Source organism: Nitrosomonas sp. TNE100 (genome assembly GCF_055387135.1).
This window is the reverse complement of sequence record NZ_AP040997.1, coordinates 1,167,133-1,182,723: the sequence shown is the minus strand read 5'-3', so window position 1 is coordinate 1,182,723 and position 15,591 is coordinate 1,167,133. Positions and strand designations below refer to the sequence as shown.

The window sequence follows — 15,591 nt, the reverse complement described above, 5'->3', positions numbered from 1 at the left end:
ATAGCCATGCCGAAGATTGCAGAAATTGAGGGAACTCCAAACCCTAATGCATTGAAGTTTATCCTGAAGGAGCCACTGACTTGGGGGGTTACCAAATCTTACAATAACGCCGAACAGGCGGCTGATGATCCGCTTGCTGCCGCGTTGTTTGATATTGATCATGTTATCAATGTCTTTTATGTGGATCGCTGGATCACGATTACACAGGATGGAGGTGCGGATTGGCAGGATCTGGCGCGAGAGGTGGCAGATCCAATTCGGGCTGCGCCGGCTGCAACGGATCAATCAGCCACCGTGGTTGCTGCTGCTAGTGAGGCGCTGGCAAATCTTGGCGAGGAGGATCAGCAACGATTGGAGCGAATCAATATTTTACTGGAAGAAGAGGTGAGACCTTATTTGCAGCATGATGGTGGTGATCTTCATGTACTGGCTCTGGAAGGCAGTGTTCTGCGTATTCATTATCAGGGGGCATGTGGAACTTGCCCAAGTTCTATATCTGGAACATTGCGTGGAATTGAGCAGCTTCTGAGAACGATTGAGCCAGATATTCGGGTGGTATCTAGTTAAAGGATTTATCCTGTAACGTATTCCTTGAAATATAAGTGTCAATTGTTTTTCAGCCGGCGCATTGAAATGGTTCTTTATAAAAGAACTTTCAACCCTGCTGCAGCAAGCACAATTGCTAAAGCGAACCGGATCCATTGTCCTGTAATCCTGCTGGCAAGCTTGCTTCCTGCAATGACCGCCGGTATTGAACCTGCTAACAGGCTAATGAGCATCTCTCCGTCCACCATACCTGCGAACAAATAACCCAAGCCAGCAATAATCGCTAGTGGTATAGCGTGCACAATTTCTGTAGCAACTAGGCGATGTGGGGTTATACGTAGTGGATACAGGTACAAAAGCATTACGCTTCCCAAGACTCCGGCACCTACTGATGTCAGTGCAACGCATACTCCAAGAATTGCGCCGGCGAAGATTGTAAGCACTGCTTGCATTGTCTTAAATCGTTCCGGCTGTCCAATCTGCTCTCTTTTAGCAAAAGCGATCAGTCTGGGAGCTACCAGTAACCCGATAGCTGTAACCAGCACTACTATACCAATACCTTTTGTAAGCCAGTCTACCTTTACGATATGTGTCCCCATACTTATCAGTAGTACGATCAGTGAAGCCATCGGAAGACTGCCTGCCCACAAACGCTTGACTACCTGCCAATCCACATTGCCGTTGGTATGATGTATTCGTGCACCGGCTATTTTAGTGATGGCGGCAAACCATAAATCAGTAGCGACAGCGGTTGTTGGCGATATCCCGAAAAACAGTAGCAAGATGGGCGTCATCAGAGCACCACCACCAACACCAGTCAATCCGATAATAAAGCCAGTGAAGGTACCGGCCGCCGCATAGGACCAGTCAATCATGCAAAAATATCCTTACCCTGTTGTGCCACTGTATGTGGCGTTCCGAGGATTTGGCTTGTTATGCCGGGATTGGTGCTTAATTGGGTATGGAGCAGAGCTGATATTTTTTTTGTAATCAGATCTGCCAAGGCAAGACATTCAGGTTGTTTCATATTTGTTTAGTTTTCGTCCGGAATTGATAATATTTATCCGGAGAGTTGCTGATAATAAATCTCGCACGCACAAAAGGATGGCAGTTTATCGTGATTTTATTTCTCATGATGAAATTTTCTTTCCAGATTACTGGTTGATACAACAAATCAGATACGGAAGACATCTGATTGTTTTCGAGTGGAGTGAGGGGCGTGTTCTTCAAATACGGAGCTGACCGGTGGCCTTGCTTGTCGCCTACAAATATAGAATATGCAGATGTTAAACTTGATTATAACGGAGACTGCCAACCTTCAGGAATATCACATTAGTTATCTTGTAATGAGGAAAAACGATGAATATTATTCAGATAGTTGTAGGTGGCTGCAAAATTCAAGATAATAAATCTGAGGCAGCCAATCAAACGGCAGACTCTAACCGTAATCAGGTTTGTTTCAGAGATTATTGAGCTCTGCATTAAGTGCCTTGATGTTACGTTCGTGTGAAGCTGCCTGGTTACGCAGTTGGAGAATATCAAAATAATTTGACGTGAAGTAAGGGTGATTTGGTAAATAATTTTCCGTTTTCCGGAGAGTCAGATCAATTGTTTTCAGGGTGTCTTCCAGTAACCTGGTTTCATTAGCGAGTTCCTGAGAAAGAATTCTCCGACGTTTGGTATCTCGCTGATCCTGCTGCAGTTTGCTGACTCTGGGATGATTTCCGGCAACGCCATTTATTTGGCGGGAGGAAATCGTTGATCTGGATTTTTCGGGTTGAATTCTTATGGAATCTTTGGCTGCATTATTGGTAAAGATGATGCGCCCATGCTCATCCACTAACTTGTGAATACCGGAAGCTGCACTAACAGTGGAAAATACGAGTGATATGACTCCAGACAGTATGATCGTGCAGTAAGTTTTTTTCATGGATACCCCCCGATTTCTAAAATAGATGAGTTTGAACCGGAACCCCATATTTAACGAATTAGCGAAATACGAAGTTCTGCCCGGGAAATATCAGATTTTAAGTCGGGTGGTGTTGTTGGTGATCTGTGAATAAGCGTTGATTAATACCGTCTTTTTATAGGCTGTAGTACAAGGCAAACTCAACAGGATGTGTAGTGGTACGTAACAATGTTGCCTCTTCCGATTTAAGCTTGATAAAGGCGTCAATCATATCGTTGGAAAATACGTTACCGCGTGTCAAAAATTCACGATCCTGATCCAGGCTTTCCAGAGCTTCTTCCAGTGATGTGCAGGTATTGGGTACCATCGAGGCTTCTTCCGGGGGCAGATCATACAGATTTTTATCCATCGGATCGCCTGGATGGATTTTGTTTTGTATACCATCTAGCCCTGCCATCAGTAGGGCGGTAAAGGTCAGATAAGGGTTGGCACTGGGATCGGGAAAGCGTATTTCAATACGGCGCTGTTTTGGGCTGCTAGCATAGGGGATACGCACAGCGGCTGACCGGTTGCTGGAAGAATAAGCAATATTGACAGGGGCTTCAAAACCGGCAACCAGCCTTTTATACGAATTGGTGCCTGGATTGGCAAAAGCATTCAGTGCTTTGGCATGTCGGATAATGCCCCCGATGTAATACAGCGCGATTTCAGACATACCGGCATAACCGTTCCCTGCAAACAGGTTTTTACCGTCCTTCCAGATTGACTGATGGACGTGCATACCCGAACCATTGTCACCAACAATTGGCTTGGGCATGAATGTTGCTGTTTTGCCGTAGGAAACAGCAATATTATGAATGACGTACTTCATCAGTTGATTCCAATCGGCGCGTTTCACCAGGCTGTTGAAGCGGGTACCAATTTCACATTGTCCGGCATTGGCAACTTCGTGGTGATGAACTTCTACAGGGATTCCCAGTTCATCAAGCACCATACACATGGCTGAGCGAATATCGTGCAGAGAATCTACTGGTGGCACCGGCATATATCCGCCTTTGATTGCGGGACGATAACCATTATTACTGCCTTCATAGCGTTTTTTGGAGCTCCAGGAAGCTTCTTCTGATTCAATCTTGACAAAACACCCAGACATGTCGGTGTGCCAGCGTACCGAGTCAAAAATAAAAAATTCCAGTTCCGGGCCAAAGTAGGCAACGTCACCAATGCCGGTGGATTTCAGATAAGTTTCTCCCCGTCTGGCCAGTGATCGCGGGTCGCGGTTGTATCCCTGCCCATCAGCAGGATCAATCACATCGCAAGTTAGCAGCAATGTGGTTTCTTCCATAAAAGGATCCAGCGAAGCAGTTTCTGGATCAGGTATAAGCAACATATCGGATGCGTGAATGTTTTTCCAGCCGGCAATTGAGGATCCATCGAACGGATGACCATCCTCGAATTTATCGGCATCCAAGACATGTGCGGGAACTGTGACATGATGTTCCTTGCCGTTGGTATCGGTGAAGCGCAGATCAATGAACTTGACTTCATGGTCCTGAATCATCTTTAAAACATCAGCTGCCACAGTTTTTTCTCCAGAAAAATAACATTTACTTGTGAAACGGTTTGTAAGGTACACGAGCTTGGCAGAGAAAATGCAAGGAAGGTACGTTGGCCGGTATTGTACCGTTGGGCAGACACCGAATAAATAGGTCAGTCATTTTATTTCAGGTAGAAAACTATAGCTTATCTGTGTTTTGGATAGAAACCCGGAAATAATTACACCGATTACATCCAGAAATACGGATTCATGAAAATGCCAGGATGGGTCGTGGGGTCTTCCGCATTATCTGTAAGAGTCTGCTCATATCATCCGGCAGCGAAGATTCCCAGTGCATAATCTGTCCACTGTTAGGATGCGTCAGTTCGAGCTGCCGGGCGTGCAATGCTTGTCTTGGCAGGTGTACGATCGCATCAGCTGTTGGTGGATCAGATGAAATTTTGCCATACACTGGATCTCCCGCCAACGGATGACCAATAGACATCAGATGAACACGAATCTGGTGCGTACGTCCAGTTTCCAGACTACATTGCAGCAATGTGCAGGCAACAAATTTTTCCAGAATCCGATAATATGTGCGGGCAGGTTTGCCATTTTTCACCACGGCCATGCGGGTGCGATGCACAGGGTGTCGGCCAATGGGTGCGTCTACCAGGCCATCTTTCTCGATCCTACCCAGCGCGAGCGCGAAATAGTGACGTTTGACAGTACGCTGCTGTAATTGCCTGACCAGATCAAGTTGTGCCTCGATTGTCTTAGCAACAACCAGTAGGCCGGTAGTATCTTTATCCAGTCGGTGAACGATACCGGCACGTGGCACCTGGCTGAGTTGTGGAGCATGGTTAAGCAAAGCATTTAATAATGTTCCATGCCAGTTACCGTTTCCTGGATGAACGACCAGACCAGCGGGTTTATCGATGACAATCAAATGATCATCTTCGTAGATAATACTGAGTGGAATCGCCTCAGCCTGATGGCTTTGATCACTTTCAACCAGACCAGCTGTAACATGGATTATTTCTCCTCCCCATATTTTTTGCCTGGTTGATCCTGCCGAGCCATCCACACTGACACGGTCTTCTCCAATCCATCGCTGTAACCGGCTGCGCGACCATTGAGGAAGCAACTGAGCCAGCACTTGATCCAGCCGCAATCCTGCAAGATTACCTGGCGCGATCAATTCGATAATATCTTCATTTTTCTGGCCGCTGGCTATGGATGAATCAGGCTTTGCGCTATAATTGCGTCCATCTTGCCTGTTATTGAGATTATTCATTATGTTGCGACAATTTTTGGCAGGGTGGTTGATGGTATTGTTGGCCGCATGTGGCATTCTGTCCGAAAAAACGGTTGATAACAGCCAGTGGTCTGCGAGTAAATTTTATATCGAAGCCAAAAATGAGCTTAACGAGGGTAATTATTCAGCTGCAGTCAAATTGTTCGAAGCACTGGAAGCCCGTTATCCCTATGGACGGTTTGCTCAACAGGCACAGCTTGAAATAGCTTACGCCTACTATAAGGATCAGGAACAGGCCTCAGCCATTGCAGCGGCAGACCGGTTTATCCAGCTCTACCCACATCATCATAATATTGATTATGCTTATTATATCAAGGGACTCGCCAGCTTTAACGATGATCAAGGTCTATTGGGGTATATAACCACCAAAATCATTAAGCAGGATTTGAGCGAACGTGATGCAAAGGCTTCAAGAGAATCATTTGAAGATTTCAAGCTGCTGGTAACCCGTTATCCGGATAGTAAATATACGCTTGATGCACTGCAGCGCATGGCTTATCTGGTCAATGCGCTGGCAAGAGGTGAAATTCATGTCGCTCGGTATTATATGAAACGGAAAGCTTACATAGCAGCTCTCAGGCGTGCGCAGTTTGTACTGGAAGAATACCCGCAAACGCCTGCGACAGAAGAAGCGCTGTACATCATGGCAAGCGCCTACAATGAGTTGGGCCTGATCGATTTGCGCGAAGATACAGAAAAAGTCATCAAAAAAAATTTCCCGGAAAGCGCTTACCTTACAGATTCCGGTTCGCTGGTAGAAAAACCCTGGTGGAAAATCTGGTAATAAATTGAATTTTTCTACATCAGGAGCGCATACCAATTTCGTTCATCCGGAATTTTGGCGTAAAATGCAGCCCCCGCCCTGGTAGCTCAGGGGATAGAGCAACCCCCTCCTAAGGGGTAGGTCGGACGTTCGATTCGTCTCCAGGGCGCCAACTTGCCAACCTGTTAACAGATCCTATCCGGATTACTGGAATCCTCAGATTTGTTGTAGTTAATCGCGCATTTCTATCTCAATACAAATTCATGTGGTTTAAAAATTTACAGATTTACCGTCTTGCCAATGCAGTGATTACTTTTGACGAGCTGGAAGAGCGGTTAGCGAAGCAAACATTGCAGGGCTGCCTAGGGCTGGAAGCACAGAGCAAGGGCTGGGTTTCCCCGGGAGCCGAGGAAGCTGGCCTAGTCTACAGCTATGGGCAGCAGATGCTGATCTCGCTGGGGATAGAAAAAAAGCTGTTACCTGTGTCAGTTGTCAATCAGCTTGCCAAAGTTCGTGCACAGGAAATGGAATCACACCAGGGATACCCACCTGGTCGCAAACAGATGAAAGATATCAAGGAAGCAGCTTATCGTGAGCTGCTGGCACGTGCGTTTTCTGTCCGGCAACGGAGTCATGTGTGGATCGACCCAGTGGATGGCTGGTTTGTTGTTGAAGGTGCGAGCGCTTCCAGAGCAGATACCCTGATTGAGGCATTCATTAAATCGACTGGTATTGGGCTAAAGCGCGTCAGAACTAATATTGCACCAACATCCACCATGACGGCCTGGCTATCGGGCGATGAACCACCTGCAATTTTCTCTGTTGACAGCGACAGTATTTTCCGCAGCCGCGAGGATAAAAAGATTTCAGTGAGCTATGTGCAGCAATTGCCTGATCTACAGGAAATTACCCGACATGTCCGGACTGGCAAGGAAGTCATCAAACTGGCAATAACCTGGCGAGACAGGATCTCATTTATTCTCGATGAAAATCTGCAGTTAAAGCGAATAACCTTGCTTGATATCGACCGGGAATCGACAGAAACAGCTGAAGAACAGTTTGATAGCGATTTTTTCCTAATGACGGCTGAATTGCGGCAGCTACTGCCCGAATTGATGGATGCATTAGGGGGAATGGTCGATGAATAACCGCCTACAACGGCTGATAAAGGTGCGTCGTTGCGGATAAAGTATGTGTTGCGGGGTTGTTGCTGCTGAGTCCTGCATTTTTCCTGTTGTGATATTCTACTGTTTTTCCAGATATTTTTTGCGCCGCTGTTCTTGCCGGTGCTGTTTTAGCTCCTGTAATTTGGTGTATTGCTCAGAGCCTTTTCAATATCTCACTGAAGGGCGCGTTGCGGCGTTGAAATTGAACTCAAAATGCTCACATACTTCAAGTATGCTCCGCTTTCTCGTTCAATTTTGCCTTGCACTGCATCCCTTAATCGTGATCTTGAACAGGCTCTCAGGTGTCAGGGTCACTTTCAATTGGGAATGAGTTTCTTCATAGACCGCCTTAGCTTGTCAGTTCACAAATATTTCGCAAAGATTGTGAAAAATGTAGAAGTATGTATCTCGATTTCGGGTTTTTGGTCATGGCATTTCTTGTACACTACCTCGCATTGAATTCAGAAATGTTGCAACTACCTGTTTTTATTGAAGGAGGAAGCTCATGATCTTCTGGCGTATAAAATCGCTGGACTCTATGCTGGCCACGGCTGCCAAGAAAAGTCTTCATCGTTCCCTGGGCGTGTGGCAGCTGACCTTGCTGGGAATCGGCGCAATTATAGGAACCGGTATTTTTGTACTAACTGCCGAAGCCGCCCAGAAAGCCGGCCCCGGAATGATGATCGCTTTCGTCATTGCCGGTTTTGTCTGTGCAGTGGCTGCGCTTTGCTATTCTGAGCTCTCTTCGATGGTACCGATATCCGGATCTGCCTATACCTATTCCTACGCAGTACTGGGTGAATTAATCGCCTGGATGGTGGGTTGGGCATTGATCCTGGAATATTCTGTTGCTGCTGGTGCGGTGGCCGTAGGTTGGTCAGGCTATTTCGTCGGATTATTGAATTCCTCGCTGGGGATTAAAATTCCCTTTGCTCTGGTAAATGGCCCCTTTGCCGGGGGAATCATCAATCTGCCTGCAGTAATCATTTGCATCCTGGTTGTCAGTTTGTTAATCATCGGCACACGGGAAAGCGCTACATTCAATGCTACTCTTGTTGCGGTCAAAATTGTCGCTCTGACAGCATTTATAGCACTTGCTTTGCCGGTTGCTGATATGAATCACTTTGATCCTTTTCTGCCATTAGGAACATCAGGTGTTGCCGCTGCAGCGGCATCCATTTTTTTTGCGTATGTCGGTTTCGATGCGGTATCGACTGCGGCGGAAGAAACCAAAGATCCACAACGAAATCTTCCGATTGCCCTGATCAGCTCATTGTTGATTTGTACATTATTTTATTTACTGATTTCCGCTGGTGTGGTCGGTGCGGTAGGTGCGCAGCCATTAATTGATGCCACAGGGGAAGGTCTTATGCCCGGTTCCAGGGAAATGGCAGCGCAATGCAAATTGCTCGCAGCAGTGGGACAACAACCGGTTGTCTGTTCGCATGAAGCGCTGGCACATGTGCTACGCCAGATCGGATGGGAGAAAGTTGGCAACCTGATCGGTCTGGCAGCTTTCCTGGCGCTTCCTTCAGTCATCCTCATGATGCTGTTTGGGCAGACGCGTATTTTCTTCGTCATGTCGCGTGATGGCCTGCTCCCGGAAGTATTAAGCCATATTCATCCGCGTTTCAAAACCCCGTATATCGTGACACTGGTTACCGGGCTCGTCGTTACGGCATCAGCCGCTTTCCTGCCAGTAGGCAAGCTAGCGAATATCTCCAATTCCGGAACGCTGTTTGCTTTTCTAGTGGTAGCGCTATCCGTCATGATTCTTCGGATCAAGGATAAGAATCGTGCAAGACCTTTTAAAGCACCTGTAATCTGGCTGGTAGGACCACTTGCTATCGGCGGCTGCATAACACTTTTTTTGTTTCTGCCAACAGATGCCCAACTGGTATTTCCAATCTGGACAGGAGTTGGGCTGATTTTTTATTTTCTGTATGGCTATCGCAGAAGTCATGTTCTGCTGGGTATTAGTACTCCCCCTGGTGGCGAAAATTTGATTGAACCAATCCGATCTCTCGTGAATCACGAAGAAGGAGAACGAGACAAGGAAAAGTAACCTCCTGCCATAATTCTGATGCTCAATCGGAACATAAGGCATGAGAAACTTATGCCGTGCGGTCCGGGATGATCGATTCAATCACCTGCTGAAAATAGCCCTGAGGGGAAACGTTCCTGGTTGTGACAGCAGCTTAAGCAAGATGTGCCGCTGGATCACCTTATTCTCATTGAACGATCCACGTCTCCTGTGGCGATCATCTGGTCTGCATCGGATTGCCCTTATTGCCGCCTGCTGGAAAAGATTTCCTGATTAGATTATTCAGCCAAGCCCAATTTTTTCTATGATAAGCGCACACTGGCCCAAACAAACCCATCAAAGAGGAACTGTCATAGCCATGAACCGTATCTAATTGTCTTTATCTGCAAAAAGCTTATTTAATTTCGTATAATTTGCAAGCAATAAAATCAATGGCTTGCACAATTACAAAATTTCCGGGAGAAAAATTCAGAGGAAAAATAGCGTGTGAAAAATTTGCATTCATGATTTAAAGAATAGTTGATGGTTGAAAAGATATCCGTAAAAAGAGGTGGAAAGATTTTCACGCAAACCCCGAGACCCCGTTTTGTAAGGGGGTGGATGGGGGGCGAGCGGTAGCAATCCCGAAAGCGTTACGGCGTAACCCGCGACGAAAAATCTACGCTGCTTCGGTCTCTTCCTCGCAAGCTCGGATGTCGCCGAAGGTCTCGATATTTTCTGCTGGCCACAGAAAGGGCTTAAAACGCGATTTAAGCGATTTCCATCATTCCAACACCTTTCTGGGCACTGCTCGATCGCTCTATCGCTGCGCTCATCGCTCCTCGCAGCATCCAGCGGCACAAATCGTTCATGGTGCGTCCTCATGGATGACCGTGACCGGAACTGAAGAGATCTCCCCGCAGATCCGGTCAACCATGGACGCAAGGAAATTGAGGTGAACAGGCGTAAACGCCATACTGAATCGTCCCGGGTTTTGAGGAGGCTGTTTGGTTAAAGTCAAGCCACCGGAATGGCTTCCCTGGCGAATTGCCTATAGTAGTTTACCTCAGCTTCTGCGGGAGGGATGTAACCGATTGGTTCCAGCAGCCGCTGGTTGTTGAACCAGGCTGCCCATTCCAGCGTTGCCAGCTCCACGGCCTCCCTGGTTTTCCAGGGGGCGCGCTTGTGAATCAATTCTGTTTTGTACAGCCCATTGATGGTTTCTGCCAGCGCGTTGTCGTAGCTGTCGCCCTTGCTGCCGACCGAGGGTTTTATTCCGGCTTCGGCGAGTCGCTCGGTATAGCGAATGGAGACATATTGCGAGCCTCTGTCGCTATGGTGTACCAAGGCATCCATCCGCCCCGGTTGCCGGGCATACAGCGCTTGTTCCAGGGCATCCAGCACAAAGTCCGTGCGTATGGAGCTGCTCACCTGCCAGCCCACAATGCGCCGGGCAAATACATCGATGACGAAAGCCACATACAGCCAGCCTTGCCAGGTCGAGACATAGGTGAAGTCTGACACCCACAACTGGTTCGGACGATCTGCCTTGAATTGCCGGTTAACCCGATCCAGTGGACACGGCAGCGCCTTGTCCGGAACTGTGGTGCGCACAACCTTGCCACGCCTGGCGCCTTTCAGCCCTAACCGTTTCATGAGCCGTTCGACCGTACAGCGTGCCACCTGGACATCTTCACGCTTAAGCTGACGCCAGATCTTGTCGGCACCATAGACCTGCATGTTGGTCTGCCAGACCCGCTGTATTTGCGGCAGCAGTTCATCATCACGCAGGACGCGGGCACTGCGCAAAGCCGGATTACGCTGTTGCGCGAAATATCGCCGATACCCCCTGATGGGGCGACCTGCAAAACCTTGCAGATCGGCTCGACCCCATAGGCGTCGCGGTACTGGTCGATGAACGATCTCAGGATTTGAGTTTGCGGTCGAGCTCCACCTGAGCGAAAAAAGCACTGGCCAGCTTCAGAATCTCATTCGCCTTGCGCAATTCCTTTACTTCGCGTTCCAGGGCTTTGATGCGGTCGCGCTCTTCACTGGTCACACCGTCTCGCAAGCCGGTATCAGTCTCGTGTTTGCGCACCCATTCAAGCAATGTGTGGGCTGAACAGCCGATCTTCGGCGCAATGGATTCAATCGTCGACCACAGCGAGGGATACTCACTGCGGTGTTCCTGCACCAGACGGACTGCGCGCGCTCTTACTTCGGGGGAATATTTATTTGATTTGTTCATGGCTCCATCTTCTCAGATAGTGGAGCCTCCTCAAAACCCGGGGCGGTTCATACCATCGGGAGAGAGCAAACGGCCGTCATGACACGTCCAGCCGCGCCACGCATTACCGGGTAACGCAAACGGTACCAGCGCAGTTGATCCAGAACTGACACGACGACGGTATTCCTTGTCCCACATGCGAGCCTTGTCGATCATCCAGTTGAGAGGGTAGAGATCACCGGGAGTAAAGGTTTTGCCTTCAGGAGAAATCAGTTTGTTACGCAGTAACATCCAGCCTTTCCAGTCACCGGGCAACTCATAGCCCGTCATGATGCGAAGAAGCCGGAACGCGGCATAAGGCATGTGAACCAGGCCGCGTTCCCAGTACTGAACAGAACGCAGTGAAACCCGAAGCATATCGGCAACCTGTTGCCGGGTAAGACCCGCCAGCAGCCTTGTTTCCCGAATGGTGTCGTAATTCACGGGCTTGTAAGGCTTGCGTTTGTAGCGACGTTTACGCATTTTCATCTCCCTTGCGAAATTTGAGACGGAAACGATGAAAACCCGATTCAGGGGCGGCCGAATGTCAGGGGGGGATAGAATCTGCCAGATATTGCGAGAATCCTTGAATCCCTTGATCCGACCTTCAGACAGCAAACGGCGGACACGCTGAGTAGTGATTCCATGGAAATCAGCTACTTCCTGAACGCTAAAATATGTCATCGGAATTCCTCCCGAAAGGCCTCAAACCCATTGAAACCGTGCGCAATAGCAAATAGAACATACGCATAACGCTGAAACTCAATACAGAAATGCATTTCAGAGTGTTTTTTGGAATGACCAAAAGTCCCAAAAATGGGACTAACTTTACGTGTTACTGGGACGTAAAGTATTTTCTCGACCCGAGAGCTACCGCTCTTCACTCGGTCGCTACGCTCATCGTTCAGGCGGTCGCTCTCGGTCTCGTGGTAATGATGAAGAACGGTTAACGAAGTTCTCCAGAGAACCATACTCAAGTTTGATTTCAAACATGGCCAGTCGACACGGCAACCACAGGAAGAAATTGACCCAAAAACTGCTGAAACCAAGTCGTTCCATAGCCTTGACGAGCCAGCTTGAAAAGGAACTGTTGATAAGCACACAGAACAGACCGCCGTAGCGGGTTTTTTGATTTGACATAACGCGTTTCCTTGTGTGTTTTCATGCTGCGAGCATGAGCATCTTATTTCGTATAATTTGCATTATGTTAAATTAAAGAAATAAATCTGGAAAAAGGGAATAATAATACGTTTCTTGCTCCCGCAACTTTCTTCATGGCAGCCCTCTCGTGAACATTCGTCCTTTGGATTCTGTACGTTGTTATGCGGTACTTCAGGCGCGCGACACTAATTCTGATGGTTTGTTTTTTGTAGGTGTATCCACTACACGGATTTATTGCCGTCCCGTTTGTCGAGCACGTTTGCCACAAGTAGATTGGTGTACATTTTATTCTAGCGCAGCACGTGCGGAGCAGGATGGTTACCGTCCTTGTTTGCGTTGTCGGCCTGAACTTGCACCGGGCAATCTCAGAACAAGTGGAATCGGATACGAGGTTCAGTCGACAGCAGAACGAATCCGGATGGGATTATTGATGCACAATAATATCGAAACATTGATGGATGAGCTTGGGCTGCAGTCATATCAATTCCACCAGATCGTTGAACGTGAATATGGCGTAAACGCGACTGAGCTGGAAACAACCCAGCGTCTGTTGCTGGCTAAACAATTACTCACGGATACAACTCTGGAAATAAATGATATAGCGCACACCTGTGGTTTTCCAAGTGTTCCCCATTTTAGCGATACCTTTACATCCAGATACCGGTTAAATCCATTATCCCTACGCAAGAAATATCCGGTCAACGAGGAAACTACTATTTTGTTACGGCTGAGTTATCGCCCACCGCTGGCATGGAATGCCTTAATCCGTTTTCTCTGTAGTCGCAGTAATCTACGCTTGAGTCAGATACAGAATGGCAACTATCTGCAAACAGTAAATCTTGATGGATGTCAGGGCTGGGTTACTGCAAAACATGACACAAAGCGCCATCAGATATATGTGCAAGCCTCACGGTCTTTATTACCTTGTCTTATCCGGTTGCAAATGTATCTACGCCGTCTATTTGATTTGGACGCTAATCCGGCAATAATCGAAGCTCATCTGGGAAATGACGACATATTAAAGCCGCTGATTGCCAATCATCCCGGTCTGCGTATCCCCGGAACATTGGATATTTTTGAACTGGGTCTACGCGCAATACTGGGGCAACAGATAACCGTCAAGGCAGCCACTACATTGTTTGGCCGCTTTGTTGCAACCTTTGGTAAGCCAGTGGACACCCCTTTCCCGGGGCTGGATCGTACTAGTCCGCCTGCAGAGCTCATCGCCGACACTTCTCTGCAAGCCCTCATCGATATTGGTCTGACTGGGCGGCGAGCTCTGACTATTCAGCGATTTGCACAAACTATCGTGAATGGCGCACTGAAACCTGAGTCAATCGATCGAAACAAAATAATCGAACAACTACTGGAACTGCCGGGGATTGGCCCCTGGACTGCTCAATACATTGCAATACGGGCACTGGGGGACTCCAATGCATTTCCAGCTTCAGATCTCGGTCTGTTACGCGGATTGCGGATGGAAAAACCGGCCGAACTGTTGCGTCGTACTGAAAAATGGCAACCTTGGCGTGCATATGGTGCGATTCACTTATGGCATCAGTGTGCAGGAGAATGAGAAAATAGCGCTATTAAGTATAGTCTGATTACATGATAATCCTACAAGGAGAGCAAGCAATGAATTATTACATCATTATGGAAAGTCCCATTGATCCGTTGTTGCTCACGAGTGATGGTGAATTTCTTACTGGGTTATATATGGAAAAGGAAGCTCAGAAACTGTTATCCGGCATGAAAGATGGCTGGCTACAGAATACAGATGCTATCCCTTTCAAAGAAGCTATTGCCCAGTTAAATGCTTATTTTTCCGGGGAACTGCATGAATTTGATTTGCCACTCAAAGCAACTGGCACCCCTTTTCAGGAAATGGTCTGGCAGGCATTAACCTCTATTCCTTATGGCAAGACAGTTAGTTACAAAGATATTGCCGAGCACGTTCATCTGCCCAGAGCTGCACGTGCGGTAGGAATGGCAAACGGTCGTAACCCTATTTCCATTATTATTCCCTGTCATCGCGTCATTGGCGCCAACGGCAAACTAACGGGGTACGGAGGCGGTATCCACCGCAAGGAGTGGCTGCTTGAACATGAACATAAAGATAAGCAAACTACTCTTATCTGATTTTATGGATGTGGCGGGTAATTGCTGAATATTGCTCAAGCGATAAATTTTCTGCCCGCAGCCCCGGATCAATCCTCAGCTGGTCAAAATCCTTGATAGTCAGATAATGACGCAGTGTATTACGCAGTGTTTTACGCCGTTGAGAAAATGCAGCCAAGACCATCTCACCAAACAGTTTTTCCAGCCCAAATGGAATAACTGGTACCACTCTTGGGCGCATACATACAATGGCAGACTGGACTCGCGGAGGTGGATTAAACGCTTCTGCGGGGACGATTAGCATTTGTTCCATTTCGAACCTGTTTTGCAGCATCAGCGACAAACGCCCGTAATCCGGCGTGGAAGGCTGTGCCACCATGCGCTCCACCACTTCAAGCTGCAACATGAAGTGCATATCGATAATCAGATTGCTGAATCGGGACAGATGAAACAATAGTGGCGTGGAAATATTGTAAGGCAGATTCCCAACAATTCGCAGCCCCTCTCCCAGCGCAGAAAAATCAAATTTCAGAGCATCGACATTATGAATGACCAGCTTCTCAGCATAATTTCGGGACAGATAATCAACGATATCCCGGTCGAGCTCAATGGCTTGCAGCGTGTCCAGATTATTCAGCAAAGGCTGGGTTAATGCACCCAATCCGGGCCCGATTTCAATCATTCGGTCGCCTGGTAGTGGACAAATGATGTGAATGATCTCGGCGATGATGTGATGATCAACCAGAAAATGCTGGCCAAAACGCCTGCGGGGAATATGCCGCAT

13 protein-coding genes, 1 tRNA gene, 1 pseudogene and 1 other annotated feature are annotated in these 15,591 nt (G+C 47.7%); of the genes and pseudogenes, 7 read left to right on the top strand and 8 right to left on the bottom strand.

What is annotated here, in order from left to right:
- Positions 1-6: 6 nt before the first annotated feature.
- Positions 7-567 (top strand): NifU family protein, encoded by a 561-nt coding sequence (locus ACZ5EJ_RS05715; RefSeq protein ID WP_464557659.1) that lies wholly within the window; start codon positions 7-9, stop codon positions 565-567.
- Between the two features lie 74 nt (positions 568-641).
- Here the strand turns inward: ACZ5EJ_RS05715 and ACZ5EJ_RS05710 are convergent, their stop codons facing one another.
- From ACZ5EJ_RS05710 to rluD, 4 genes are all read right to left on the bottom strand, one after another.
- Entirely contained in the window at positions 642-1,421 is a 780-nt protein-coding gene (locus ACZ5EJ_RS05710) for a sulfite exporter TauE/SafE family protein (protein WP_464557657.1), read from the bottom strand.
- Between the two features lie 584 nt (positions 1,422-2,005).
- Positions 2,006-2,476 (bottom strand): hypothetical protein, encoded by a 471-nt coding sequence (locus ACZ5EJ_RS05705; protein WP_074684537.1) that lies wholly within the window; start codon positions 2,474-2,476, stop codon positions 2,006-2,008.
- A 154-nt stretch (positions 2,477-2,630) separates the two neighbouring features.
- Complete coding sequence (glnA, locus tag ACZ5EJ_RS05700) at positions 2,631-4,016, bottom strand: type I glutamate--ammonia ligase (RefSeq protein WP_074684570.1); 1,386 nt, start codon at positions 4,014-4,016, stop codon at positions 2,631-2,633.
- 244 nt (positions 4,017-4,260) lie between these two features.
- Positions 4,261-5,289, bottom strand: coding sequence for a 23S rRNA pseudouridine(1911/1915/1917) synthase RluD (gene rluD / locus ACZ5EJ_RS05695; RefSeq protein ID WP_083331374.1), 1,029 nt, complete (start codon positions 5,287-5,289; stop codon positions 4,261-4,263).
- Position 5,290: 1 nt separating this feature from the next.
- On the opposite strand from rluD, the gene ACZ5EJ_RS05690 reads away from it, so the two are divergent.
- The 4 genes from ACZ5EJ_RS05690 (at position 5,291) to ACZ5EJ_RS05675 (ending at position 9,304) form a co-directional block, all read left to right on the top strand.
- Positions 5,291-6,094: an outer membrane protein assembly factor BamD gene (locus ACZ5EJ_RS05690; RefSeq protein ID WP_256328352.1), complete on the top strand. Its 804-nt coding sequence runs from the start codon at positions 5,291-5,293 to the stop codon at positions 6,092-6,094.
- A gap of 75 nt (positions 6,095-6,169) precedes the next feature.
- Positions 6,170-6,245 (top strand) — tRNA-Arg (locus tag ACZ5EJ_RS05685).
- 91 nt (positions 6,246-6,336) lie between these two features.
- Positions 6,337-7,221, top strand: coding sequence for a recombination-associated protein RdgC (locus tag ACZ5EJ_RS05680; RefSeq protein ID WP_011634302.1), 885 nt, complete (start codon positions 6,337-6,339; stop codon positions 7,219-7,221).
- Positions 7,222-7,744: 523 nt separating this feature from the next.
- A complete protein-coding gene (locus ACZ5EJ_RS05675; protein WP_011634301.1) occupies positions 7,745-9,304 on the top strand; it encodes an amino acid permease in 1,560 nt (519 codons plus the stop codon).
- Between the two features lie 975 nt (positions 9,305-10,279).
- Here ACZ5EJ_RS05675 and ACZ5EJ_RS05670 read toward each other — a convergent pair.
- The 3 genes and pseudogenes from ACZ5EJ_RS05670 to ACZ5EJ_RS05660 all read right to left on the bottom strand — a co-directional run bounded on the left by ACZ5EJ_RS05670 (position 10,280) and on the right by ACZ5EJ_RS05660 (position 12,668).
- A pseudogene (locus ACZ5EJ_RS05670) lies at positions 10,280-11,510 on the bottom strand (IS3 family transposase).
- Positions 11,116-11,232 (bottom strand) — a sequence feature (AL1L pseudoknot). (Overlaps the previous pseudogene by 117 nt.)
- Positions 11,511-11,540: 30 nt before the next feature.
- The gene (locus tag ACZ5EJ_RS05665; RefSeq protein WP_464557655.1) at positions 11,541-12,212 is read right to left on the bottom strand and encodes a VC1465 family Xer recombination activation factor; all 672 of its coding nucleotides are present in this window, start codon (positions 12,210-12,212) and stop codon (positions 11,541-11,543) included.
- Positions 12,213-12,425: 213 nt separating this feature from the next.
- Positions 12,426-12,668, bottom strand: a complete 243-nt coding sequence (locus ACZ5EJ_RS05660) for a hypothetical protein (RefSeq protein WP_011634297.1) — start codon at positions 12,666-12,668, stop codon at positions 12,426-12,428.
- Positions 12,669-12,816: 148 nt separating this feature from the next.
- On the opposite strand from ACZ5EJ_RS05660, the gene ACZ5EJ_RS05655 reads away from it, so the two are divergent.
- Both ACZ5EJ_RS05655 and ACZ5EJ_RS05650 read left to right on the top strand, forming a co-directional pair.
- Positions 12,817-14,265, top strand: coding sequence for a DNA-3-methyladenine glycosylase 2 family protein (locus tag ACZ5EJ_RS05655; protein ID WP_082211251.1), 1,449 nt, complete (start codon positions 12,817-12,819; stop codon positions 14,263-14,265).
- 59 nt (positions 14,266-14,324) lie between these two features.
- Positions 14,325-14,828 (top strand): methylated-DNA--[protein]-cysteine S-methyltransferase, encoded by a 504-nt coding sequence (locus ACZ5EJ_RS05650; RefSeq protein ID WP_011634295.1) that lies wholly within the window; start codon positions 14,325-14,327, stop codon positions 14,826-14,828.
- On the opposite strand, the gene rsmA is transcribed toward ACZ5EJ_RS05650, so the two are convergent.
- Positions 14,821-15,591, bottom strand: a complete 771-nt coding sequence (gene rsmA, locus ACZ5EJ_RS05645; RefSeq protein ID WP_011634294.1) for a 16S rRNA (adenine(1518)-N(6)/adenine(1519)-N(6))-dimethyltransferase RsmA — start codon at positions 15,589-15,591, stop codon at positions 14,821-14,823. The genes ACZ5EJ_RS05650 and rsmA overlap by 8 nt on opposite strands.

Excerpts from the sequence above, each read along its gene's own strand:
- ACZ5EJ_RS05715 (WP_464557659.1), top strand. The coding sequence starts at position 7 with ATGCCGAAGATTGCAGAAATTGAGGGAACTCCAAACCCTAATGCATTG.
- ACZ5EJ_RS05710 (WP_464557657.1), bottom strand. The coding sequence starts at position 1,421 with ATGATTGACTGGTCCTATGCGGCGGCCGGTACCTTCACTGGCTTTATT.
- ACZ5EJ_RS05705 (WP_074684537.1), bottom strand. The coding sequence starts at position 2,476 with ATGAAAAAAACTTACTGCACGATCATACTGTCTGGAGTCATATCACTC.
- glnA (WP_074684570.1), bottom strand. The coding sequence starts at position 4,016 with ATGATTCAGGACCATGAAGTCAAGTTCATTGATCTGCGCTTCACCGAT.
- rluD (WP_083331374.1), bottom strand. The coding sequence starts at position 5,289 with ATGAATAATCTCAATAACAGGCAAGATGGACGCAATTATAGCGCAAAG.
- ACZ5EJ_RS05690 (WP_256328352.1), top strand. The coding sequence starts at position 5,291 with ATGTTGCGACAATTTTTGGCAGGGTGGTTGATGGTATTGTTGGCCGCA.
- ACZ5EJ_RS05680 (WP_011634302.1), top strand. The coding sequence starts at position 6,337 with ATGTGGTTTAAAAATTTACAGATTTACCGTCTTGCCAATGCAGTGATT.
- ACZ5EJ_RS05675 (WP_011634301.1), top strand. The coding sequence starts at position 7,745 with ATGATCTTCTGGCGTATAAAATCGCTGGACTCTATGCTGGCCACGGCT.
- ACZ5EJ_RS05665 (WP_464557655.1), bottom strand. The coding sequence starts at position 12,212 with ATGACATATTTTAGCGTTCAGGAAGTAGCTGATTTCCATGGAATCACT.
- ACZ5EJ_RS05660 (WP_011634297.1), bottom strand. The coding sequence starts at position 12,668 with ATGTCAAATCAAAAAACCCGCTACGGCGGTCTGTTCTGTGTGCTTATC.
- ACZ5EJ_RS05650 (WP_011634295.1), top strand. The coding sequence starts at position 14,325 with ATGAATTATTACATCATTATGGAAAGTCCCATTGATCCGTTGTTGCTC.
- rsmA (WP_011634294.1), bottom strand. The coding sequence starts at position 15,591 with ATGCGGCATATTCCCCGCAGGCGTTTTGGCCAGCATTTTCTGGTTGAT.